The 22,180-nt window shown below is 70.2% G+C and carries 18 protein-coding genes and 1 pseudogene; 5 read left to right on the forward strand and 14 right to left on the reverse strand.

The window, feature by feature from the left end; all coding sequences use genetic code 11:
* The first annotated feature begins 64 nt into the window (after positions 1-64).
* The 4 genes and pseudogenes from IEY89_RS06715 to atzF form a co-directional block, all read left to right on the forward strand.
* Positions 65-889 carry an urea amidolyase associated protein UAAP1 gene (locus IEY89_RS06715; RefSeq protein WP_189146330.1) on the forward strand — a complete coding sequence of 275 codons (825 nt, stop codon included), beginning with the start codon at positions 65-67 and terminating at the stop codon, positions 887-889.
* Positions 886-1,518, forward strand: a complete 633-nt coding sequence (locus IEY89_RS06720) for an urea amidolyase associated protein UAAP2 (RefSeq protein ID WP_189146331.1) — start codon at positions 886-888, stop codon at positions 1,516-1,518. Before IEY89_RS06715 ends, IEY89_RS06720 begins: the two co-directional genes overlap by 4 nt.
* Positions 1,515-5,030, forward strand: a complete 3,516-nt coding sequence (locus IEY89_RS06725; protein WP_189146332.1) for a 5-oxoprolinase/urea amidolyase family protein — start codon at positions 1,515-1,517, stop codon at positions 5,028-5,030. The genes IEY89_RS06720 and IEY89_RS06725 overlap by 4 nt, the downstream gene beginning before the upstream one ends.
* Positions 5,031-5,302: 272 nt before the next feature.
* Positions 5,303-6,985 (forward strand): annotated as a pseudogene (atzF, locus tag IEY89_RS06730) (allophanate hydrolase); the annotation flags it as partial.
* A gap of 132 nt (positions 6,986-7,117) precedes the next feature.
* Here atzF and IEY89_RS06735 read toward each other — a convergent pair.
* The 11 genes from IEY89_RS06735 to IEY89_RS06785 all read right to left on the reverse strand — a co-directional run bounded on the left by IEY89_RS06735 (position 7,118) and on the right by IEY89_RS06785 (position 18,700).
* The gene (locus IEY89_RS06735) at positions 7,118-9,979 is read right to left on the reverse strand and encodes a DEAD/DEAH box helicase (RefSeq protein ID WP_189146334.1); all 2,862 of its coding nucleotides are present in this window, start codon (positions 9,977-9,979) and stop codon (positions 7,118-7,120) included.
* 160 nt (positions 9,980-10,139) lie between these two features.
* Positions 10,140-11,099, reverse strand: a complete 960-nt coding sequence (gene tatC / locus IEY89_RS06740) for a twin-arginine translocase subunit TatC (protein ID WP_189146335.1) — start codon at positions 11,097-11,099, stop codon at positions 10,140-10,142.
* A 53-nt stretch (positions 11,100-11,152) separates the two neighbouring features.
* A complete protein-coding gene (gene tatA / locus IEY89_RS06745) occupies positions 11,153-11,437 on the reverse strand; it encodes a Sec-independent protein translocase subunit TatA (protein WP_189146336.1) in 285 nt (94 codons plus the stop codon).
* A gap of 257 nt (positions 11,438-11,694) precedes the next feature.
* Entirely contained in the window at positions 11,695-11,889 is a 195-nt protein-coding gene (locus tag IEY89_RS06750) for a hypothetical protein (protein ID WP_189146337.1), read from the reverse strand.
* 51 nt (positions 11,890-11,940) lie between these two features.
* Positions 11,941-12,234 carry a hypothetical protein gene (locus IEY89_RS06755; protein ID WP_189146338.1) on the reverse strand — a complete coding sequence of 98 codons (294 nt, stop codon included), beginning with the start codon at positions 12,232-12,234 and terminating at the stop codon, positions 11,941-11,943.
* The gene (locus IEY89_RS06760; protein ID WP_189146339.1) at positions 12,231-13,289 is read right to left on the reverse strand and encodes a helix-turn-helix transcriptional regulator; all 1,059 of its coding nucleotides are present in this window, start codon (positions 13,287-13,289) and stop codon (positions 12,231-12,233) included. Before IEY89_RS06760 ends, IEY89_RS06755 begins: the two co-directional genes overlap by 4 nt.
* A 16-nt stretch (positions 13,290-13,305) precedes the next feature.
* Positions 13,306-14,259 carry a helix-turn-helix transcriptional regulator gene (locus tag IEY89_RS06765; protein ID WP_189146340.1) on the reverse strand — a complete coding sequence of 318 codons (954 nt, stop codon included), beginning with the start codon at positions 14,257-14,259 and terminating at the stop codon, positions 13,306-13,308.
* A gap of 201 nt (positions 14,260-14,460) precedes the next feature.
* Positions 14,461-14,832, reverse strand: a complete 372-nt coding sequence (locus tag IEY89_RS06770; RefSeq protein ID WP_189146341.1) for an FKBP-type peptidyl-prolyl cis-trans isomerase — start codon at positions 14,830-14,832, stop codon at positions 14,461-14,463.
* A 56-nt stretch (positions 14,833-14,888) separates the two neighbouring features.
* Positions 14,889-15,872 carry an FKBP-type peptidyl-prolyl cis-trans isomerase gene (locus IEY89_RS06775; protein WP_189146342.1) on the reverse strand — a complete coding sequence of 328 codons (984 nt, stop codon included), beginning with the start codon at positions 15,870-15,872 and terminating at the stop codon, positions 14,889-14,891.
* 197 nt (positions 15,873-16,069) lie between these two features.
* Positions 16,070-17,431 (reverse strand): Pup--protein ligase, encoded by a 1,362-nt coding sequence (gene pafA / locus IEY89_RS06780; protein WP_053744632.1) that lies wholly within the window; start codon positions 17,429-17,431, stop codon positions 16,070-16,072.
* A 9-nt stretch (positions 17,432-17,440) separates the two neighbouring features.
* Entirely contained in the window at positions 17,441-18,700 is a 1,260-nt protein-coding gene (locus IEY89_RS06785; protein WP_189146343.1) for an MFS transporter, read from the reverse strand.
* A 115-nt stretch (positions 18,701-18,815) separates the two neighbouring features.
* Between IEY89_RS06785 and IEY89_RS06790 the strand changes: the two genes are divergently transcribed.
* On the forward strand, positions 18,816-19,835 hold the full coding sequence (locus IEY89_RS06790) for a LacI family DNA-binding transcriptional regulator (RefSeq protein ID WP_189146344.1): 1,020 nt from the start codon (positions 18,816-18,818) through the stop codon (positions 19,833-19,835).
* Positions 19,836-19,942: 107 nt separating this feature from the next.
* Here IEY89_RS06790 and prcA read toward each other — a convergent pair whose 3' ends face one another.
* From prcA to IEY89_RS06805, 3 genes are read right to left on the reverse strand one after another with little or no spacing between them, the layout of a single operon-like run.
* Complete coding sequence (gene prcA / locus IEY89_RS06795; protein ID WP_189146345.1) at positions 19,943-20,680, reverse strand: proteasome subunit alpha; 738 nt, start codon at positions 20,678-20,680, stop codon at positions 19,943-19,945.
* A 56-nt stretch (positions 20,681-20,736) separates the two neighbouring features.
* Positions 20,737-21,582 carry a proteasome subunit beta gene (prcB, locus tag IEY89_RS06800; protein WP_189146346.1) on the reverse strand — a complete coding sequence of 282 codons (846 nt, stop codon included), beginning with the start codon at positions 21,580-21,582 and terminating at the stop codon, positions 20,737-20,739.
* On the reverse strand, positions 21,534-22,139 hold the full coding sequence (locus IEY89_RS06805; protein ID WP_189146347.1) for an endonuclease VII domain-containing protein: 606 nt from the start codon (positions 22,137-22,139) through the stop codon (positions 21,534-21,536). The genes prcB and IEY89_RS06805 overlap by 49 nt, the downstream gene beginning before the upstream one ends.
* Positions 22,140-22,180 lie beyond the last annotated feature (41 nt).

Genomic DNA, 22,180 nt, shown 5'->3' on the forward strand with positions numbered 1-22,180 from the left:
ACGCGAGACGCACCCCGAGAAGCAGCACGAGAAGCAGCACGAATTCGGAGCCGGAGGACCCCCGATGGGGACATCGACCACGTACGGAGCCCGTGACCACGCCCGCGCCCAGGAGGGCGCCCGGGCCGAGGCCATGCCTGTCGTCCCGGCCGCCGACTGGCCGGCGCCGCCCTGTGCGGCGGGCCATCTGGTGTGGGCCGAGACGGTTGCGGGCGGCAACTACACGCACCGGGTGCTGGCCCGTGGCACCGAGCTGCGCCTGACCGACCTGCGCGGCGACGCCTGCGCCCATCTGCTGCTCTTCGCCGCCGACCGGCCCTGGGAGCGCCTGAACGTCGCCGACACGGTCAAGGTCCAGTGGAATGCCTACCTCGGCGAGGGCCAGTTGCTCCTGTCCGACCAGGGCCGCGTCCTCGCCTCGCTGGTCACCGACACCTCCGGGCGCCACGACGCGCTGTGCGGCACCTCGACCCTCGTACGCAACACGAACCGGTACGGCGACGGCACCCCGCAGTCGCCCTCCCCGGCCGGCCGCGAGCTGTTCAAGCTGGCCGCTGCCAAGAACGGCCTCCAGCCGCGCGATCTGCCGCCCTCGCTCTCCTTCTTCCAGGGTGTCGAGGTACGCGAGGACGGCGCCCTCGACTTCACCGGTTCGGCCGGGCCCGGCGGCAGTGTGACGCTGCGCGCCGAGCAGGACGTCACGGTGCTGATCGCGAACGTCCCGCACCCCGCCGACCCGCGCGACGACTACGTCAGCACCCCACTGGAGGTGCTGGCCTGGCGCGCCGGCGCGACCCGCCCAGGCGACCCGCTGTGGGAGGCCACGCCCGAGGGGCGCCGCGCGTTCCTGAACACCACCGAATTCCTTGCCGCGAGGGGGCTCGCATGACCACACCGATCGTCCGGAAGACCGTCGTTCCGGCCCGCGCCGCCTGGTCGTCCGTCGTCCGTGCAGGCGGCACACTGACCATCACCGACCTGCACGGCAACCAGGCCGTCGACTTCCTCGTGTACGACGCCCACGACACGTCCGTGCGCTACAGCGCGCCCGACACGATCCACGCGCAGGGCGGCGTCTTCCTCACCACGGGCAGTGTCCTGATGTCGAACGAGCACACACCCCTGATGACCGTGGCCGCCGACGACGTCGGCCGGCACGACACGGTCGGCGGCGCCTGCTCCAAGGAGTCGAACACCCTGCGGTACGGCCACCACACCTGGTCGCAGCACGCGTGCGTGGACAACTTCCTCGCCGAGGGCGCCCGACACGGCCTGGGCAAAAGGGACTTGGTCTCCAACATCAACTGGTACATGAACGTGCCGGTGGAGAAGGACGGCACGCTGGGCATCGTCGACGGACTCTCGGCGCCGGGACTCTCGCTCACGCTGCGCGCGGAGTGCGATGTCCTGGTCCTCGTCTCCAACTGCCCCCAGATCAACAACCCCTGCAACGGCTTCGACCCGACCGCGGTGGAGATGACCATCACCGAGGCGGGCACCGAGGCGGGCACGCCATGAGCTTCGACACGCTGCTGGTCGCCAACCGGGGCGAGATCGCCGTTCGCATCATCCGTACGGCACGGGAGTTGGGGCTTCGCACGGTCGCGGTCCACTCCGATCCGGACCGCTCCGCGCCGCACGTCCGGCTCGCCGACGAGGCGGTGCGGCTCGGTCCGGCGCCCGCGAAGGAGTCGTACCTCGACGCCGACCTGGTGCTGGCGGCGGCCAAGGAGACGGGCGCGGGGGCGATCCATCCCGGGTACGGCTTCCTGTCCGAGGACGCGGACTTCGCGCGGCGCTGCGAGGACGCCGGGATCGTGTTCGTGGGACCGACGCCGGGGCAACTGGAGCTGTTCGGCGCCAAGCACACGGCCCGGGCCGCGGCCGAGGCGGCGGGAGTGCCCCTCGCACCCGGCACCGGACTGCTGGCCTCGCTCGACGAGGCGTACGAACAGGCTGCCGCCATCGGCTATCCCGTGATGCTCAAGGCGACCGGCGGGGGCGGCGGCATCGGCATGTCGGCCTGTGCCTCGGCCGCCGAACTCACCGACGCCTGGGAGCGGGTGCAGCGCGTCGCCGCCGCCTCCTTCTCCTCGGCCGGCGTCTTCCTGGAACGGCTCGTCGAACGGGCCCGCCATGTCGAGGTACAGGTCTTCGGCGACGGCGAGGGCCGGGTCGTCACCTTCGGCGACCGCGACTGCTCGCTCCAGCGCCGCAACCAGAAGGTGGTGGAGGAGGCCCCGGCACCCGGGATCCCCGCACGCGTCCGGGCGCGACTGGCCGCCTCCGCCCGTGACTTGTGCGCCTCCGTCGGCTACCGCTCCGCCGGAACGGTGGAGTTCGTGTACGACGCCGCCCGCGAGGAGGCCTACTTCCTGGAGGTCAACACCCGGCTCCAGGTGGAACATCCGGTCACGGAGGAGATCTACGGCGTCGACCTCGTCGCCTGGATGCTGCGGCTGGCCCAAGGTGAGCGGGACGTCGTACGGGACCCCGGCACGCCCCGCGGTCACGCCGTCGAGGCCCGTGTCTACGCCGAGGACCCCTCACGCGAACACCGGCCCAGCGCGGGCCTGTTGACGCGGGTGGAGTTCCCCGGCGGGGTGCGGATCGACGGCTGGGTGGAGACGGGCACCGAGGTGACCACGTCGTACGACCCGATGCTCGCGAAGGTGATCGCCTACGGCGCCGACCGGGAGCACGCCCTGCGCCGGCTCGACGAGGCGCTGGCCCGCACCCGGGTCGACGGCATCGAGACCAACCTCGGCCTGGTGCGGGCGGCGCTGGCGAACCGTGACTTCCGCTCCGCGACGCACTCGACGGCGACCCTCGCCGGGGTGAGCGATCCGACTCCGCGCGTCGAGGTCGTCTCGGGCGGGACGCTCACCACGGTTCAGGACTGGCCGGGCCGCACCGGCTACTGGCAGGTGGGCGTGCCGCCGTGCGGCCCGATGGACGACCGCTCGTTCCGGCTCGGCAACCGCGCCCTGGGCAACGACGAGGGCGCCCCCGGCCTCGAATGCACCCTCCAGGGCCCGTCGTTGAGGTTCACGCACCCCACGACGGTGTGCGTGACCGGGGCCCCGGCGCCGGTCACGCTGGACGGCGTGCCGGTCGCCCAGTGGGAGCCGGTGACGGTACCGGCGGGTGCCGTACTGGCGATCGGCGCCCCGGCGGAACAGGGCCTGCGGACGTACGTGCTGTTCGCGGGCGGCGGGCTGGACGTGCCCCCGTTCCTCGGCAGCGCGGCCACCTTCACGCTGGGCAGGTTCGGCGGCCACGGGGGCCGGGCACTGCGCACGGGCGACGTCCTGCACGGCGGCGCGGCGACGGCGTCGGGAGCCCCGGTTCCACCGGCCGACCGCCCGGAGTTCGCCTCGCCCTGGCACATCGGCGCCGTCGAAGGCCCGCACGCGGCACCGGAGTTCTTCACCGAGGAGGACATCCACGACTTCTACGCTGCCGACTGGAAGGTCCACTTCAACTCGGCCCGCACCGGCGTACGGCTGGTCGGTCCCAAGCCCCGCTGGGCGCGCACCGACGGTGGTGAGGCGGGCCTGCACCCGTCCAACATCCACGACACGCCGTATTCCGTGGGCGCCGTCGACTACACGGGCGACATGCCGGTCCTGCTGGGCCCGGACGGCCCCTCGCTCGGCGGCTTCGTGTGCCCGGCGACCGTCCTCAGCACGGAACGCTGGAAACTGGGCCAGCTGCGCCCCGGCGACACGGTCCGCTTCGCGCCGGTGGACACAACGGGCCTGCGGCGGGCGGCGATTGTGGACGGGGGCGTCCTGGCCCGGGACGGCGACATCACGTACCGCCGCAGCGGCGACGACAACCTGCTGGTCGAATTCGGGCCCATGCAGCTGGACCTGGCGCTACGGATGCGCGTCCACGCCCTGATGGAGGCGGTGACGGCGCTGGACCTCGACGGGGTGACGGACCTGACGCCGGGCATCCGCTCCCTCCAGATCCAGGCGAACCCGGCCCTGCTCCCCCAGCCCGAACTGCTCGCCGCCATACGGCAGACGGCGACCGCCCTACCCCCCGCGGACCGTCTGACGGTCCCCTCCCGCACGGTCCACCTCCCCCTCTCCTGGGACGACCCGGCGACCCGCGAGGCGATCGCCCGCTATATGGCGGGCGTCCGCGACGACGCCCCCTGGTGCCCGTGGAACATCGAGTTCATCCGGCGGGTGAACGGCCTGGACGCGGTCGACGACGTGTACCGCACGGTCTTCGAGGCCGAGTACCTCGTACTGGGCCTGGGCGATGTCTACCTGGGCGCCCCGGTGGCCACCCCGCTGGACCCCCGCCACCGCCTGGTGACGACGAAGTACAACCCGGCCCGCACCTGGACGGCGGAGAACTCGGTGGGCATCGGCGGCGCCTACCTCTGCGTCTACGGCATGGAGGGCCCCGGCGGCTACCAGTTCGTCGGCCGTACGACCCAGGTGTGGTCGGGCTGGCAGCAGCGCGGCGCGTTCGAGCCGGGCTCACCGTGGCTGCTGCGGTTCTTCGACCGCATCAAGTGGTACGCCGTCGAGCCCGACGAACTCCTCGACCTGCGCGCCGACATCACCTCGGGCCGCTTCGTCCCCCGCATCGAGGAGGGCGTCTTCTCGCTGGCGGAGTACGAGGAGTTCCTGACGGAGAACGCCGCGTCGATCGCGGAGTTCCGCTCCCGGCAGGGCGTGGCGTTCTCGGCGGAACGGGACGCGTGGGAGGCGGCGGGCGAGTTCACGAGGGCGGAGGCGGCCACGGGACCGGCCGAGCCGTCCCCCGAGGTGACGGTCCCGGCCGGGGGCCACCTGATCGAGGCCGAATTCGCCGCCTCGGTATGGCAGTTGAACGTGTCGCCGGGCGACGAGGTGACCGTGGGCCAGCCGCTCCTGGCCCTGGAGGCGATGAAGATGGAGTCCCGGGTGCACGCCCCGATAACGGGAGTGGTCCACGAGATCCTGACGAGGCCGGGAGCGCAGGTGGAGGCGGGCACAGCGCTGATGATCCTGACTCCGAACACCTGACATACGGCCCAGTAGATTCTCGCCCCCGCCGCCCCTACCCGTCCCTCCCCCAGAGGGGGACCCCCATCGGGGGCTCCGCCCCCGAACCCCCGCTCCTCAAACGCCGGAGGGGCTGGATATCAGCCCGTCCGGCGTTTGAGGACGAGGCCGTCCAGGCCGACAGCGGGGGTCTGGGGGCCGCAGGCCCCCAGGGATGGGGCGGGTAGGGGCGGCGCGGGGGCGAAACAAACACCCGACCACCGGCCCACAGCCGACCGAACCACCGCAACCGAGGAGCACAGATGTCGACCCTGACCCGAGTCCGTATGGCCTACGCCCGCATCGACGCCGTAGCCCGCCCCGAGGTCTGGATCGACCTGCGCCCCCAGGCCGAGGTCGAGACCGAGGCCCGGGCCATCGACGAACGCCTCGCCGCAGGCGCCCCCCTCCCCCTCGCCGGCAAACTCTTCGCCGCCAAGGGCAACATCGACGTCCAGGGCCTCCCCACCACCGCCGGCTGCCCCGCCTACGCCTACCACCCCGAGGCCGACGCCCCGGTCGTCGCCCGCCTCAGACACGCCGGCGCCCTCCTCCTCGGCACCACCAACCTCGACCAGTTCGCCACGGGCCTGGTCGGCACCCGCTCCCCCTACGGCCCCGTCCGCAACGCCCACGACCCCACCCGCATCAGCGGCGGGTCAAGCTCCGGCTCCGCCACGGCCGTGACGCTGGGCCTCGTCGACTTCGCCCTGGGCACCGACACCGCCGGCTCCGGCCGCGTCCCCGCCGCTTTCAACGGCATCGTCGGTCTCAAGCCCACCCGAGGCCTGGTCCCCACCACCGGCGTCGTCCCGGCCTGCGCCTCCCTCGACTGTGTGACCGTCTTCGCCCGTACGCTCCCCGAGGCCGAGCAGGCACTCGCGCACATGGCGTCCCCGCCCGCCCGCGACCTGCCGCCCCTCCCCCAACGCGCCCCCGGCCCCTGGCGCGTGGCGGTGCCGCCGCTCGCCCAACTCGGCGAACTCGACCCCGGCTGGGCACAGGCGTACGAGGCCACGGTGGCGCGCCTCCGCACCGCGGGCGTCCTTGTCCGCACGCTCGACCTCACCCCGTTCACCGAGGCCGCCGCCATGCTGTACCAGGGCGCGTTCGTCGCGGAGCGCTACACAGCTGTCGGCGCCTTCGTCGACAGGTTGCTCGCCGAAGGAGGCGAAGCGGGCGCCACCCTCGACCCCACCGTCGCCGGCATCATCACCCGTGCCCGCGACATCCCCGCCCACCAGCTCTACGCCGACCAGGAGCGGCTGGCCACCCTGCGCAGCAGCGCGCTCGCCGAACTGGCCGACGCCGACGCCCTGTTGCTGCCCACAGCCCCCGGTCACCCCACCCTCGCCGAGGTCGCCGCCGACCCGCTGGGCGCCAACGCCCGCCTGGGCCGCTTCACCAACTCCACCAACCTCTTCGACCAGGCCGCGATCGCCGTACCCGCGGGCGAGGTCGACGGTCTCCCCTTCGGGGTGATGCTCATCGGCCCGGCGTTCACCGACGAACGGCTCGCCGCGATCGCCCGTCTGCTCCAGCCCGAGGCCCGTCTCGCGGTGGTCGGCGCGCATCTCGCGGGCCAACCGCTGAACCCCCAACTCCTCGCCCTGGGCGCCCGGTTGGAACGGACGACCACGACGGCACCCGTCTACCGTCTGCACGCCCTCCCCATGACCCCGCCGAAGCCGGGCCTCGTCCACGTCGGCGAGGGGGAAACCGGCGGGGCGGCCATCGAGGCCGAGGTGTGGCGCCTCCCCGCCGAAGGCCTCGGCCGCTTCCTGGCCGCCCTCCCCCGCCCGATGGCCCTGGGCCGCGTCGAACTCGCCGACGGCACCCACGTATCCGGCTTCCTCTGCGAACCGGCCGCCCTCGAAGGCGCCGAGGACATCACGACGTACGGCGGCTGGCGCGCATACCTGAACGACCGTCCCTGACCGGCAGCACGCGCACCACGATGGGGCGCGGCGCAGAGCCGGCCCGCGATTCCACCAGGTAGGTGCGAGCGGGTAACAGGGAAACCGCACGCACCCACCGAGCCGAACCACAACCCGCCGAGCCGCCGGGGGCTACCCCACCGACGAGTAGGCGACGACTCCCCGCAGGAGCCCCTCCACGGCCTTGCGCGCGTTCTTCGCGACCGTCGACCCCTCTGTACCGGAGACCGGCGCCGCGGCCGAGATCTGCCCGAGGACGTCGATGACCTGCTTGCACCACCTCACGAAGTCGCCGGCCGGCATCTCCGCCTCGCGCAGCACCTCGTCGAGGCCCTTGCCCGAGGCCCACTCGTAGGCCGCCCAGGCGAAGCCGAGATCCGGCTCGCGCTGGCCGACTCCCTCGCTCTGGGTGATCCGGAACTCCTCCTCCAGAGCGTCGAGCCGGCCCCAGATCCGGACCATCTCGCCGAGCGCTGCCTTGGCCTTGCCGGAGGGCACCTTCGGTGCCATGGCGTCGTCGGCGGCCCGGGACTCGTACACCAACGCCGAGACGCAAGCGGCGAGTTCGGCGGGCGCCAGCCCCTCCCACACGCCCGCGCGCAGGCATTCACTCGTCAGCAGGTCGAGTTCGCCGTAGAGCCGGGCGAGCCGCTTGCCGTGCTCGGTCACCTCGTCGGCGCGCAGATAGTCCAGCTCGGTGAGCAGGGCGACGATGCGGTCGAACGTGCGGGCGATGGTGTTCGTACGGCCCTCGATACGGCGCTCCAGCTGCGAGGTGTCGCGCAGCAGCCGGTAATAGCGCTCGGCCCAACGGGCGTGGTCCTCGCGGTCGTTGCAACCGTGGCAGGCGTGGGCGCGGATCGCGGTGCGCAGCCGGGCGATCTCACGGTCGTCGGCCGCCTGGGCCCGCTGCTTACGGGCCCGCTCGGGCGCGATGTGCCCGGCCTTGGTGCGCAGCGCGGAAGCGAGGTCTCGACGGGACTGCGGCGAACGCGGGTTGAAGGACTTGGGAACCCGCATCCGCTCCAACGCCTCGACGGGCACGGGGAAGTCCATCGACGCCAGCCGCTTCACCTGCCGTTCGGCCGTCAGCACCAGCGGGCGCGGCCCGTCGTGCTGCTCGAAGCCGCGGTGGCCGTTGGACCGGCCGGCGGGCAGCCCCGGGTCGAGGACGAGCGCGAGGCCCGCGTACTTGCCCGTGGGGACGTGGATGATGTCGCCGGGCTTGAGCTTCTCCAGCGCGACGGCGGCCTCGGCGCGCCGTTGGGCGGCGCCCTGCCGAGCCAGGTCGGTCTCCCGGTCCTTGAGTTCGCGGCGCAGTCGCGCGTACTCCTCGAAGTCGCCCAGGTGGCAGGTCATGGACTCCTTGTAGCCGTCCAGACCCTCCTCGTTGCGCTGCACCTGCCGGGAGATCCCGACGACCGACTTGTCGGCCTGGAACTGCGCGAACGAGGTCTCCAGCAGCTCGCGCGAGCGGTGCCGCCCGAACTGCTCCACGAGGTTGACCGCCATGTTGTACGACGGCTTGAAGCTGGAGCGCAGCGGGTACGTGCGCGTGCCCGCCAGTCCCGCCAGGTGGTCGGGGCTCATCCCGCGCTGCCACAGCACGACGGCGTGACCCTCGACGTCGATGCCGCGGCGGCCGGCGCGGCCGGTCAGCTGCGTGTACTCGCCGGGGGTGATGTCGGCGTGCTGTTCGCCGTTCCACTTGACGAGCTTCTCCAGCACGACCGAGCGGGCGGGCATGTTGATGCCGAGCGCGAGGGTCTCGGTGGCGAAGACGGCCTTCACGAGGCCTCGTACGAAGAGTTCCTCGACGACCTCCTTGAAGGTGGGCAGCATGCCCGCGTGATGGGCGGCGATGCCTCGCTCCAAACCCTCCAGCCACTCGTAGTACCCGAGGACGTGGAGGTCCTCGTCGGGGATGGAGGCGGTGCGCTCCTCGACCAGGGCACGCACCCGCTCCCGCGCCTCGTCGTCGTTCAGCCGAAGTCCCGCGTACAGGCACTGCTGTACGGCCGCCTCGCAGGCGGCGCGGCTGAAGATGAACGTGATGGCGGGCAACAGGCCCTCGTTGTCGAGCCGTTCGATGACCTCGGGGCGTCCCGGCGTCCACACGCGTGAGCGGGATCTGCGCTCCCGCTCACGGTCGGCCTCGCGCATGGCACGCCCGCGCCTGCGGTCCTGGAAGGAGGGCCGCTGGGCCTCCATCCGCGCGAGCCGGGTGAGGTCGGGGTTGACTGCCTTCCGGCTGCCCTCGCCCTCCTCGAAGAGGTCGTACATCCGGCGTCCGGCGAGCACGTGCTGGAACAGGGGTACGGGCCGGTGCTCGGAGACGATCACCTGGGTGTCGCCGCGCACGGTGTCCAGCCAGTCGCCGAACTCCTCGGCGTTGGACACGGTCGCCGACAGCGAGACTAGGGTGACCGACTCGGGGAGGTGGATGATCACTTCCTCCCACACGGCGCCGCGGAAGCGGTCGGAGAGGTAGTGCACCTCGTCCATCACCACATAGCCGAGGCCCAGGAGGGTCTGCGAGCCCGCGTACAGCATGTTCCGCAGCACCTCGGTGGTCATCACGACCACCGGGGCATCGGAGTTGACGCTGTTGTCGCCGGTGAGCAGGCCGACCTTGTCCACGCCGTAGCGACGGCACAGGTCGGAGTACTTCTGGTTCGACAGGGCCTTGATGGGTGTCGTGTAGAAGCACTTCTTGCCCTGCTGGAGGGCGAGATGGACGGCGAACTCGCCGACGATCGTCTTGCCCGAACCGGTGGGGGCGGCCACCAGCACGCCCTTCCCGGCCTCGAGCGCCTGGCAGGCCTCGATCTGGAAGGGGTCGAGGCCGAAGTCGTACATCTCGCGGAAGGACGCGAGTGCGGTGGCCTGCTCGACAGCGCGCTTGCGTGCTGCCGCATACCGCTCGGCCGGTGAGAGGTCCTCTGTCATCGTGCTTTCGAGACTACCGGCCCCCACTGACAACAGGACGATCATTATCCGGATCGATGCCTGGGAAACCCGGGATCCGCGCAGCTCAGCCCAACAGCGCCCCGGTAGCGGGCGGGTGGGCGCGGCGTCCCGGCAACAGGGAAGCGGCCGGGGCGCCGGGCGGGCGCCCCGGCCGCTTCCGCGTCGGGGGTGGTGAGGGAGAGCCTCAGGTCACGTCGTCGTAGCCGTTGACCCGTTCCGTGCCCGTCTGTTCGGGCAGGGCGGCGCGGCTGGCGGAGACGGTCTCGATCTCGCCGATGTCCTCGGGGGTGAGGTCCAGGTCGGAGGCCTCGTCGTCGTCCGGCCCCTCCGCGTCGCGGCGGGCACGGCGCCGGTCGTTGGCCAGGGCGATGGCCGACGCACCGAAGTACATGACCCAGATGGGGCCCGCCAGCGCCAGCATGGAGATGGGGTCGGTGCTGGGGGTGGCGATCGCGGCGAACACCGTGATGCCCATGATCATGCCCCGCCACCAGCCGGCCATCTTCTTGCCCGAGAGGACGCCGCCGAAGTTCAGCATCACCAGCAGCAGTGGCAGCTCGAAGGAGAGACCGAAGACGAGGATCATCCGCATGATCAGCTGCAGCAGGTCGTCGAGCGGCAGCTGGTTGTCACTGCCGATGATGGAGAACTCCAGCATCACGGACGCCATTTTGGGCAGTGACCAGTAGGCGAAGTAGCCCCCCATCAGGAACAGGGGGAACCCCGCCCCCACGAAGGCGAGGCTGTACTTCTTCTCGTGCCGGTGCAGGCCCGGAGCCACGAAGCCCCAGAGCTGGTAGAGCCAGACCGGGGTGGCGAGCACGACGCCGGACGACAACGACACGGTGAGGGCGAGCGTGAAGGGGCTGAGCAGACCGTTCTGCACGATGCGCGCGCACTGGGTCGTGTCAGTGGTGGCCTCGGCCAGCTCCGCGAAGCTGTACGGGCACCCCACCGCATCCAGGATCGGGTCCGTGAAGAACTGGATGATGTCCTTGTAGAAGAAGGCCGCGATCACGGTCGTGACGACGATCGCGAGCAGGCTCTTCACGAGGCGGTTTCGCAACTCGCGGAGGTGCTCCACGAGGGGCATCCGCCCCTCGGGATCCCTCTCCTTCTCCTTGTTGCGGGCAGACTTGAGCAACCCACGTCCTCATCTCGTGCGGCAGGCCGGAGGCGTCCGGCCTTGCGTCAGCGTCAGCGCTTGGTCGTGTCCGTGGGCTCGGTGACCGGGCGCGAGCTCGTCACGTCACCGGGGGCGGCCTGGATGGTGCGCTGCACCGGGGGCTGCTCGTCGGTGTGCGGCGGACCGGCGGGGGCGGGTTCCTGACCCTCCGACTTCATCGCCTTGGCTTCGCTCTTCAGGATGCGCGCGGACTTGCCGAGCGAGCGCGCCATGTCCGGAAGCTTCTTCGCGCCGAACAGCAGGATGATGACGACGAGGATGAGAATGATCTCGGGGGCTCCGAGCCTTCCGAACATAAGTCTTTACCTTCTCACCGAGGCGGCTGGGTGGGGTGCTGTCCGATCGTTCGGACAGGGGTCCGACCGTCGTGTTCACAGCGATCGTAACGCTCGGGGGTAAACCTGAGGCAATCCCTGTGCGTACTCCCGGTTCGCGGTCCGGGCCTCGTTTTCCGGCCGCGATCAGCAGCGTACCTGCCGACACCGACAAGGTGACAGGGCGAAGTCGCCCAAAACACACCAACCCATGGACTCACAGAGGAGCCGCCGGACAGTCACAGTGCGTCCACAGAGCGTGCCGTGTGCACGGTGGCCCGTTCCAGGTCCTCGGCGGCCCGGTTGATGCGCCGCGCCGAGTCCGTGACCTGCCTTCCCAGACGCTGCGCCTCCAGGAAGACCCGGACGGCGAGCACCCCGAGAACGGCGAGTCCCAGGAACCCCACAGCGATCGCGAACATCGGCCAGAACATGGCGCCGAGCCTAGCCCCTCACCGGGTCCCGGCCGCGAGCCGCCCAGGTCGTCACGACGGCCCGGCCAGCCGCAGTGTCCTGACCCCGCCGCCGGTGAGCAGCTCGACGACACGCTCTCCGGCCGGTTTGCGGACGGTCACGTCACAGTCGGGGCAGGTGAAGGAGTAGAAGGTGGTACGGCTGGTGGCGCCGATGGCCAGGCGCAGGGCGCTCGCGGTGAGCTCGAAGTTGCCGCGGCAGTCCGGGCAGGCGGCGCGGAACACGACAGGGGCGACTCTTCTCATGCCGGCGAAGGCCGCGGCCACGGTCATGTCCCGAACACCTGACATCGGAGACTCGCTCAACGCCCCTGCTCCCGCCTGTCGTACAGCCCGTCCTCAACTCCGTGCGCCCCGGACGCCCGCGACCCGGGCACCTGCGGGGCGTCGTACGCCGCCAGCGCTTCCTGGGCGGCCTGGCGGGCACTGTCCGCGAGGTCCTGCGGCGAGACGATGCGCCCGTCGCGGCCGAGCCGCAGTGCCAGGCGCCGCAGCGACGCCGGATCGGGGGTGCGCAGGGTGATACGCAGCCCGCCCTCGGGAAGCTCATCCGCACTGTCGTGCGGGTAGTACTCGGCGACCCAGCGCCCGCCGGGCCCGACCTCGACGACCACCTCGGGATCCTCGGCGGCGGGCTGCACCAGCCCCTCCGACAGGTCCCGCAGCTCTATCTCGGGCGGGGCGGCCGGCTCGTCCAGGATCCTGATCTCGGCGACCCGGTCGAGGCGGAAGGTGCGGCGGGCCTCGGAGCGCCGGCACCAGGCCTCCACATAGGTGTGCCCGACGCTGACCAGGCGGATCGGGTCGATCTCTCGTTCGGTGACCTCGTCGCGCGCGGGCGAATAGTAGCGGATCCACAGGCGGCGGCGCTCGGAGATCGCCCGGTCGACGTCCGCGAAGACGCCGCCCTCCGACTCGAAGGTCACCGACAGCCGCGCGCTGGCCCCGGCGGCCTCGCCGGCCGCCGTCTCCACCTTGGCGGTGGCCCGCAGGAGTGCCTGCCGGTCACTCTCCCGCAGCCCGGGCAGAGTGGACACCGCGCGGGCGGCGACCAGCAGCGCGGTCGCCTCGTCGGCGGCCAGCCTGAGCGGTTCGGCGGCCTCCTCGCCGAGGGCGGCGGGGTTGTGCCACCAGATCCGCTCGCCGTCGGTGTCGATGTCGAGCAGATCGCCGCCGCGGAAGCTGGTGCCGCACATGGGCAGCACGTCCAGGTCCGAGACCAGCTCGTCCTCGGTGATCCCGAACGCGCGCGCGACATCGCCGACGCGCGCGCCGGGCCGCTCACGCAGATACGTCACCAGAGACAGCATCCGCCGCGTCTGGTCGATGGCGTTCACGGGTCTGGCCGGTTTGCCTGCCACTTGCTTGTGCTCCCCCTCAGCCCTTGGCCACGGCGCGCAGCCGGTCCACCACATCGGCACGCAGCTCGGCCGGTTCCAGGACCACCACGTCGGGCCCGAACTCCACCAGCCAGGCGTCCAGCCCGTGCCCGTACGGAATCTCCAACTCGTCCCAGCCGTCGCCGAGTTCCCGCACCTGGGACGCCTTCGCCCGAAGGGGGTAACCGGCGCCCGCCCGCAGCCTGATCAGCGCGGAACGGTCGGCGCTCTCCCCCGCCCAGCTGGCGACGGTCTCGCGGACCGTGACGACATCGGGCACGTCGGCGGTGAACTTCGCGCTCCGGCTGCGGACCTTGCCGGTGATCCGCGACAGCCTGAACACACGTTCGGCGCCCCGGTCGCGGTCCCAGCCCGCCAGATACCAGTGGCCACGCCAGCACTCCAGCGCCCACGGCTCCACCTGGCGGGGCTCCGGGCGGGCGGCGGTGGCCTTGCGGTAGTCGAAGGCGACCGGGCGGCGGTCCCGGCAGGCCAGCATCAGCGGCTCGAAGGCGGCCTCGTGCACCGGAATCCGCGGCTCCAGGGCGCCATGGGCCTCGTAGGGGTCGACATCCTCGGGCAGCCCGGCCGCGCGCAGCTTCTGCAGCGCGCCACTGGCCGCACCGGCGAGGCGGGCCTGCTGCCAGACCTTGGCGGCCAGGCCCAGAGCGGCGGCCTCCTCGGCGTCGAGGGTGATGGGAGGCAGCCGGTTGCTGTCACGGCCGGCGCGGTAGCCGACCTCACCGTCGAGGTTCTCCACCGTCTCGATGACCAGCCCGAGTTCGCGCAGATCGTCCTTGTCGCGCTCGAACATCCGGTTGAAGGAGTCGTCGCTGCCCGCTTCGAGGTAGGCCTCGATGGAGTCACGCAGCTCGCGCTTGCTCAGGGGCCTGCGTGTCCCGAGCAGACACAGCGCCAGGTTCATCAGCCGCTCTGCCTTGGCAATGGCCATCGACGCCCTTCGCCTTCCCTATGGTGCTTACGACGGATGACCGTACCGCCCCGCAGTGGCGCGGCAAAAGCCGAGGGCCCATGCCCGGACAGGCATGGACCCCGGATGATCAAGTCCGGTCGGACCCCGTACCCACGTCGTACGACGATCCGACCTGACCCCGATCACATTCGACTGTCGTACGACGATCGGACCGGACCGTCAGACCGCGACCAGGTCCACCACGAAGATCAGCGTCTCGCCCGGCTTGATCGCCGGCGTGGGGCTCTGGTTGCCGTAGGCGAGGTGGGCAGGGATGGTCAGCTCACGCCGGCCGCCGACCTTCATGCCCTGCACACCGAGGTCCCAGCCCTTGATGACCCGGCCCCCGCCCAGCGGGAACTTGAACGGGGTGCCCCGGTTCCAGCTGGCGTCGAACTCCTCGCCCGTGCTGAAGGAAACACCCACGTAGTGGACGGTGACGTTCTGACCCGCCACCGCTTCGGCGCCGTCACCCTCCCAGATGTCCTTGATCTGGAGGTCCGCCGGGGGCTCGCCACCGGGGAAGTCGATCTCGGGCTTCTCGATGCTCACTTCATCTCTCCTTGTTGCGTGACCTGCGTCGGGAACAGTCTCACAGACGAGCGCGGTCAGACGGCGCCGAGGATGTCCACCACGAAGACCAGCGTGTTCTTGGCCAGCTCGCTGTCGGGGCTCGCGCCGTAACCGAGGGAGGGCGGAATCACCAGGAGCACCCGGTCGCCCACGTTCTTGCCGACGAGGCCCTTGTCCCAGCCTGCCACCACCGAGCCGGTGCCGATCTGGAAGGCGGTGGCGCCACCGTGGTCCCAGGAGGAGTCGAATTTCTTCCCGTCCTCCCACTTGACCCCGGTGTACTGGGCGACGAGCCCCTGACCGGCCTCGACCTTCTTGCCGCTGCCCTTGATCAGCACCTGCTGCTCAAGGGCTTTGGGAGCCTTGGCCCCCTTGGGGATGGTGATGACCGCCGCCTTCTGCGACGGGGCCTCGACCTTGGGCAGGCCCGCCTCGGAGGCCGCCTGCTCGCCCTTGGCCTCGGCCTTGGCGTCGATGGTGCCCGCACCGACCGCGTCGACCACCCAGACCAGCACGTCCGTCGCGGCGAGCCCGGCGGACGTGTTCAAGTTCTGGCCGATCAGGTCACCCGCGGTGCCCTGCACCAGGATCCGGCTGCCGGGCTTCTTGCCCTTCACCGCGTCGAGGACCTTCTCGGGCAACTGCTGGCTCTGCTTGCCGACCTGCTCGACGGACTGCCGTCGGGCCGTCGCGCCGTCTGCCGCGGCGGCCCAGGTGCCACCGAGTTCCTCAGCGCCGCCCCACTTCTCAACGGTCCAGTCCAGCCGGACGAAGTCGGAGGCCTTGATCGGACTTCCGCTGCCCTCCGAAACCGTCTTGACCACGGTCTTCCCGGCCGGCTTGTCACCCTTGGGCACAGAGATCTCGGGCTTCTCCCCGACCTTCCCCTTGACCTCGGCGACGCCGCCCACCACCGCCTCGTCCTTCTTCTTGTCGTCCGATCCGCACGCGGCGGCGGTCAACAACAGGGCGGGAACGGCCAGCAGCGCGACGATGCGTCGTTTCGTGTTGTAGTTCATCAGTCCAACTGGGATCGGGGGCGGGGACAATGGCCGCCACTCTACGACCTACGCGCCCCCCGGCACGGAGCGGCACAGGCACGCCGTCGGAGCACACACGGTCACGGCAGCGCGAGGAAACGCCGGTGCCCGGAGGCGCGAACACCTCCGGGCACCGGGATCCCACACGGTTTACGCACCGGCCGACCGGCAGCCGGTCACATTCCGGCGATCAGCTTCTCCACCCGCTCGTCCACCGAACGGAACGGGTCCTTGCACAACACCGTGCGCTGCGCCTGGTCGTTGAGCTTCAGATGCACCCAGTCGACCGTGAAATCACGGCGCTGTTCCTGAGCCCGCCTGATGAAGTCACCGCGCAGCCGCGCCCGAGTCGTCTGCGGCGGAACCGACTTGCCCTCGAAGATCTTCAAGTCGTTGCAGATCCGCGCGGCCTGGTTCTTCCTCTCCAGCAGGTAGTAAAGACCCCGCCTGCGGTGAATGTCGTGATAGGCGAGGTCTATCTGGGCGACGCGCGGATGCGACATCGTCATGTTGTGCTTGGCCCGGTACCGCTCGATGAGCTGGTACTTCATCACCCAGTCGATCTCGGTACCGATCCGGTCCAGGTCCTCGGCCTCGATGGAGTCGAGCACCCGGCCCCACAGCTCCAGCACCTGCTCGACCGTGCCCGTACGGATACCTCGCCGCTCGACGAAGTCCACGGCCTTCTCGTAGTACTCGCGCTGCACATCCAGCGCCGAGGCCTCCCGGCCGCTGGCCAGCCGCACCTTGCGGCGGCCCGTGATGTCGTGGCTGACCTCGCGGATCGCCCGGATCGGGTTCTCCAGGGTCAGGTCCCGCATCACCGTGCCCGCCTCGATCATGCGCAGCACGAGGTCGGTGGCACCGACCTTCAGAAGCATGGTCGTCTCGGACATGTTCGAGTCGCCGACGATGACATGCAGCCGGCGATAGCGCTCGGCGTCCGCGTGCGGTTCGTCACGTGTGTTGATGATCGGCCGGGACCGGGTCGTCGCCGAGGAGACGCCCTCCCAGATGTGCTCCGCCCGCTGACTCACGCAGTACACGGCACCGCGCGGCGTCTGCAGCACCTTGCCCGCACCGCACAGAAGCTGGCGGGTGACGAGGAACGGAATGAGGATGTCCGCGAGCCGGGAGAACTCCCCGTGCCGGGCCACCAGATAGTTCTCGTGGCAACCGTACGAGTTGCCCGCCGAGTCCGTGTTGTTCTTGAAGAGGTAGACGTCGCCCGCGATTCCTTCCTCGTGCAGGCGTCGTTCGGCGTCCACCAGGAGTCCTTCGAGAATGCGCTCGCCGGCCTTGTCGTGGGTGACGAGTTCCGTCACGTTGTCACATTCCGGTGTCGCGTATTCCGGATGTGATCCCACGTCAAGATAGAGGCGTGCGCCGTTTCGCAGAAAGACATTGCTGCTACGGCCCCATGACACGACACGGCGGAAGAGGTACCGAGCCACCTCGTCGGGAGACAGACGCCGCTGTCCCCTGAACGTACACGTGACGCCGTACTCGTTCTCCAGCCCGAAAATGCGGCGGTCCATGACTGAACATTACGCCCGATCCCCCGAGCTGAAACGGGTTCCGGCAGCACGGTTTGGATCATTTTCCGATGAGACCGCAACCACCGCACCCCCCACGGGAGCCGCCAATACCCGCCCGGTGACCAGCAGAACCAGCAACGACACGGCCCCGGCACCCCCCGGCACGACGAACCCCCACAGCGTTCCGCCCCACTCGACGACCGGCCCCGTCAGCCCCGTACCCAGCGACGCACCCACGGTGAACGTCGTCACCAGCCACGAGAAGGCCTCGGTGACCGTCCCCCGCGGAGCATGCCGGTCCACCAGCACGAACACACACGCGAGAGCCGGCGCCAGGAACACACCCGCCAGCACCATCAGCAACGTCATCGCGACCGCACCCGGCATCAGCGTCAAGGGCAGGTAACACACCGCCAGCAGCCCTACCAGCACCGTCAGTCGCCGCTCCGCCGGCCCACTCCACCGCCGCGCCCCGTACACCGTCCCGCCCAGCAGCGCGCCCAGTCCGACGGCCGCCATCAGCCAGCCGTACACCGTGTCACCACCGTGGTCGTCCGCGTATGACACCGACGCCACCGTGATCGACCCCAGCGCGATCCCCACGAACAGGAACGCCCCCAGCATCACCAGCAGCCCCGGCGACCGGAGCGCACCCAGCCAGTGCGCCTCACGCGGCGCCGAACGCCACTCCCGCGAAGGCGGCGACAGCACCACGGAGAGCGCCCCCAGGACCCCGATCACGTTCAGCACGAGCAGGGCGGCCTGCGCCGACCACAGCGACGCGCACAACGTCACCAGCAACGGCCCCACGGTGAACATGACCTCCTGCGCCACCGCGTCCATCGCGTACGCCGTGTGCACCTGGTCCTCCCTACGGAGGACAGCGGGCCACAGTGCCCGCAGACCACCCTCCAAGGGAGGCGTGAACAGCCCGGCGACCGCCACGGCCGCATACGCGAGCGGCAGCGGATCGGTACCCGCGAACGCGAACACCGCCATGCCGGACGCCGACACGAGCGCGGCCGACAACTGGACCCGGGGCTGCCCGTACAGATCGACCAGCCGCCCCAGCAGCGGCTGCCCCACGGCATTGGCCACCCCGTAGGCCGCGGCGAGCCCGCCGGCGAGGCTGTAGGTGCCGCCCCCGGCCCGGACGAACAGCACGATCGCGATCGCCGCCGTGGCGTTCGGCAACCGGCCCACCAGGGTGCCCACGAGCAGCCGCACCGCATGCCGTGCCCTGAGGATCTCCAGGTATCCCGCCGCCATGACCAGCCCTTCCCGTCAGCCGCGACGCCGGAAGTGTTACGTATAACGTCGCCCGTCATACGTACCATGTGCCCAGTCCGCACGTCCACACGTCCCACGAAGGAGCAGGCCCACGGTGGCACGAGGCAGCACCCGACCCACCAGCCGTGACGTCGCCCGGGCCGCGGGCGTCTCCCAGGCCGCCGTCTCCCTCGTCCTCGGCGACAAGTGGCGCGGACGGGTCTCCGAGACCACCGCCGAACGCGTACGCACCGCCGCCCGCGACCTCGGCTACCGCCCCAACCTCGCCGCCCGCAACCTACGCCTCGGCCACACCCGCACCGTCCTCCTAGTCGTCCCCGCCCTCACCACCGAGTTCTTCGCCGGCGTCTACACCGGAGCCGCCCGCATCGCCGCCGAACACGGCTTCGGCGTCGTCCTCTATCCCTCCCCCGAAGGCATCGGACCCGCCCGAGACCCCTTCCACTCCGCCCGGGCCGCCCTCGACGGCGTCCTCGCCTCCTCCATGGCCGCCGACGCCCTCACCGCCATCCGCGGCGACCAACTCCCCCTCGTCATGCTCGACAGCGACCCCCACGGCAGCCTCGGCGCCGCCACCGTCAACCTCGACATCGCCGACGGCGTACGCCAGGTCACCGACCACCTCCTCGGCCTCGGCCACCGCCACTTCCTCCACCTCGCCGCCGACATCCCCTCCTGGACCTTCGCCGTCCGCGCCCACGAACTCGCCACACGGCTCGCCAGCGTCCCCGACACCCGCGTACGCACCATCCACGCCCCCATCTCCATCGAGGGCGCCCAACAGGCCACCACAGCCGCCCTCACCGGCCCCGGCCCCCACCCCACCGCCCTCGTCTGCGACGACGACAAACTCGCCACCGGCGCCTACAAGGCCATCCGCCGCCTCGGCCTGCGCATCCCCGACGACCTCTCCGTCACCGGCCTCGACGACCTCGCCCTCGCCACCGCCATCGACCCCGAGCTGACGACAGTCCGCCTCGACGCCGAACTCTTCGGCGAACGCGGCATGCAGGCCCTCCTCGCCGTGCTCGACGGCCGCACCCCCACCCAGGGCGACATCCCGGTCCAACTCGTCGTACGAGACTCCACGGCGCCGCCCCGCAGCCGGCCCTGAACCCCCATCAACACCCGCACCCCGGCCGCCAGAAGCGACCGGGGTGCGAAAAACAGAAATGCGAAAAACAGAAAACAGAAGGCGGAACACAACCGCCCACCGGACGACTACTCCTCGTCGGCGCTCTCCGCCTCCGTGGTCGCCCCACCGGCCTCCAGCAACCGCCCCAGCTGACGACCGACAATCCGCTTGAACTTCCGCTTCTGCGGACGCGTACGGTCCAGCACCGCCACCTCCAGCCGCTCCGCCGGAATCTCCCGCTCGGTGCCGTTCGTATCGCGCGACAGAGCCTGAACCGCCAGCTTCAGCGCCTCGGCCAACGACATGCCGTCCTGATGACGCTGATCCAGATACGTGCTGATCTGCTCGGCGTTGCCACCGACCGCCACCGAACCGTGCTCATCGACGATCGAACCGTCATGAGGAAGCCGGTAGATCTGATCACCGTCAGACGTCTCACCGACCTCCGCGACGACCAACTCCACCTCGTACGGCTTCTCCGCCGCCGAAGAGAAGATCGTGCCCAGCGTCTGCGCGTACACATTCGCCAGACCACGAGCCGTCACGTCGGCACGGTCGTACGTGTACCCACGCATATCGGCATACCGCACACCACCGATCCGCAGGTTCTCGTACTCGTTGTACTTACCGGCAGCCGCGAAGCCGATCCGGTCATAGATCTCGCTGAACTTGTGCAGCGCACGGGACGGGTTCTCGCCGACGAACACGATGCCATCGGCATACTGCAGCACAACCAGGCTGCGGCCACGGGCAATGCCCTTACGGGCGTACTCCGCCCGGTCGGCCATCGCCTGCTGGGGTGAGACATAGAACGGCGTCGACACCGGATTAACCGTCCCTTTCTGTCGAAGTCACTGGACCACCTGAACAGCGAGAGGTACTACAGCAGTTCGGCACGCGGGCCGTCGGGCTGCTCCAGACGCCGCGCCAGAATCGAACGGGCGATCTCGGCGGCCTCCTCCTCCGTCAGCCTGCGGAAACCGTCCTCGGTGATCACGGTGACAATCGGGTAGATCCGACGCGCGACATCGGGACCACCGGTCGCCGAATCGTCGTCCGCAGCGTCGTACAGCGCCTGAATGACCAGCGTCGTCGCGTCCGCCTCACTCAGATCACGGTGGTACAGCTTCTTCATCGCACCGCGAGCGAAGATCGACCCCGACCCAGTCGCCGCGTAACCGTGCTCCTCGGAACGCCCACCCGTCACGTCGTACGAGAAGATGCGCCCCTTCCCCCGGTCCACGTCGAACCCGGCGAACAGCGGCACCACGGCAAGACCCTGCATGGCCATACCGAGGTTCGAACGAATCATGGTGGACAGCCGGTTCGCCTTGCCCTCCAGCGAGAGCTGCGCCCCCTCCACCTTCTCGAAGTGCTCCAGCTCCAGCTGGAACAGCTTCACCATCTCGACGGCGAGACCGGCGGTGCCGGCGATACCGACAGCCGAGTACTCGTCCGCAGGGAACACCTTCTCGATGTCCCGCTGCGCGATGACGTTCCCCATCGTCGCCCGCCGGTCACCGGCGAGCACGACACCACCCGGGAAGGTGACGCCCACGATGGTCGTGCCGTGCGGCGCCTCGGTCGCACCCTGGGTGGGCGGCAACTGCCGCTTGCCCGGGAGCATCTCGGGCTGATGGTCGGAGAGGAAGTCCATGAAGGACGACGACCCGGGCGTCAGGAAGGCAGCCGGTAGACGCCCGGTGCTACGAGTGTTGGCTTCCACGCGTTTCCTTCCACGTATGTCGCAGCCCGCCTTATGACGTCGGGCCGATCCTTGAACTGCCCCAGCGCTGCGTTGCAGCTGAAGCACAGTACGCCTCGGACCCTACCCGTCTCGTGGCAGTGATCCACATGTGCAGGCGGAGCAGACAAACATATGCAGCAGACGCCACCTTGCGAGACGATCAACTCGTCACGCTCAGCTTCGGTGAGGCCGTACTTTCGCATCAGATGGTCTTCTCGCCCCCGAGTCGCCCGGCACGCCTTGCAGCGTGTGGACAAGCCGTCCGAGGCAGTCCCATCGCGGTGCCACTCACTGTGCGGCTTGATCTCTCCGCACGTTCGGCAGAGCTTGTGTCCGGACGGGGCGTCCACCCTTTCCCGCACCGACTTCCCTACGGCCTCCCGGCGGCGCCGGTAGTGCTCAGCGCTGTACTCCGCCACACACTCCCGACACCGCACCTGAAGGCCATCGCGTCGATTCTTGTCCCGCGCGAAAGCGGCAACAGGCAAGTCCCTCTCGCAGCCCGCGCACCGCTTGCCCGGCGTTTCATCAACCATCCCCCGCAACCTTCATTTCGAAGGCCTATTGACCTATCGCC

It is taken from the genome of Streptomyces lacrimifluminis (genome assembly GCF_014646095.1).
Classification (GTDB): domain Bacteria; phylum Actinomycetota; class Actinomycetes; order Streptomycetales; family Streptomycetaceae; genus Streptomyces; species Streptomyces lacrimifluminis.

Excerpts from the sequence above, each read along its gene's own strand:
- IEY89_RS06715 (WP_189146330.1), top strand. The coding sequence starts at position 65 with ATGGGGACATCGACCACGTACGGAGCCCGTGACCACGCCCGCGCCCAG.
- IEY89_RS06720 (WP_189146331.1), top strand. The coding sequence starts at position 886 with ATGACCACACCGATCGTCCGGAAGACCGTCGTTCCGGCCCGCGCCGCC.
- IEY89_RS06725 (WP_189146332.1), top strand. The coding sequence starts at position 1,515 with ATGAGCTTCGACACGCTGCTGGTCGCCAACCGGGGCGAGATCGCCGTT.
- IEY89_RS06735 (WP_189146334.1), bottom strand. The coding sequence starts at position 9,979 with ATGATCGTCCTGTTGTCAGTGGGGGCCGGTAGTCTCGAAAGCACGATG.
- tatA (WP_189146336.1), bottom strand. The coding sequence starts at position 11,437 with ATGTTCGGAAGGCTCGGAGCCCCCGAGATCATTCTCATCCTCGTCGTC.
- IEY89_RS06750 (WP_189146337.1), bottom strand. The coding sequence starts at position 11,889 with ATGTTCTGGCCGATGTTCGCGATCGCTGTGGGGTTCCTGGGACTCGCC.
- IEY89_RS06765 (WP_189146340.1), bottom strand. The coding sequence starts at position 14,259 with ATGGCCATTGCCAAGGCAGAGCGGCTGATGAACCTGGCGCTGTGTCTG.
- IEY89_RS06775 (WP_189146342.1), bottom strand. The coding sequence starts at position 15,872 with ATGAACTACAACACGAAACGACGCATCGTCGCGCTGCTGGCCGTTCCC.
- pafA (WP_053744632.1), bottom strand. The coding sequence starts at position 17,431 with ATGGACCGCCGCATTTTCGGGCTGGAGAACGAGTACGGCGTCACGTGT.
- IEY89_RS06785 (WP_189146343.1), bottom strand. The coding sequence starts at position 18,700 with ATGGCGGCGGGATACCTGGAGATCCTCAGGGCACGGCATGCGGTGCGG.
- IEY89_RS06805 (WP_189146347.1), bottom strand. The coding sequence starts at position 22,139 with ATGGTTGATGAAACGCCGGGCAAGCGGTGCGCGGGCTGCGAGAGGGAC.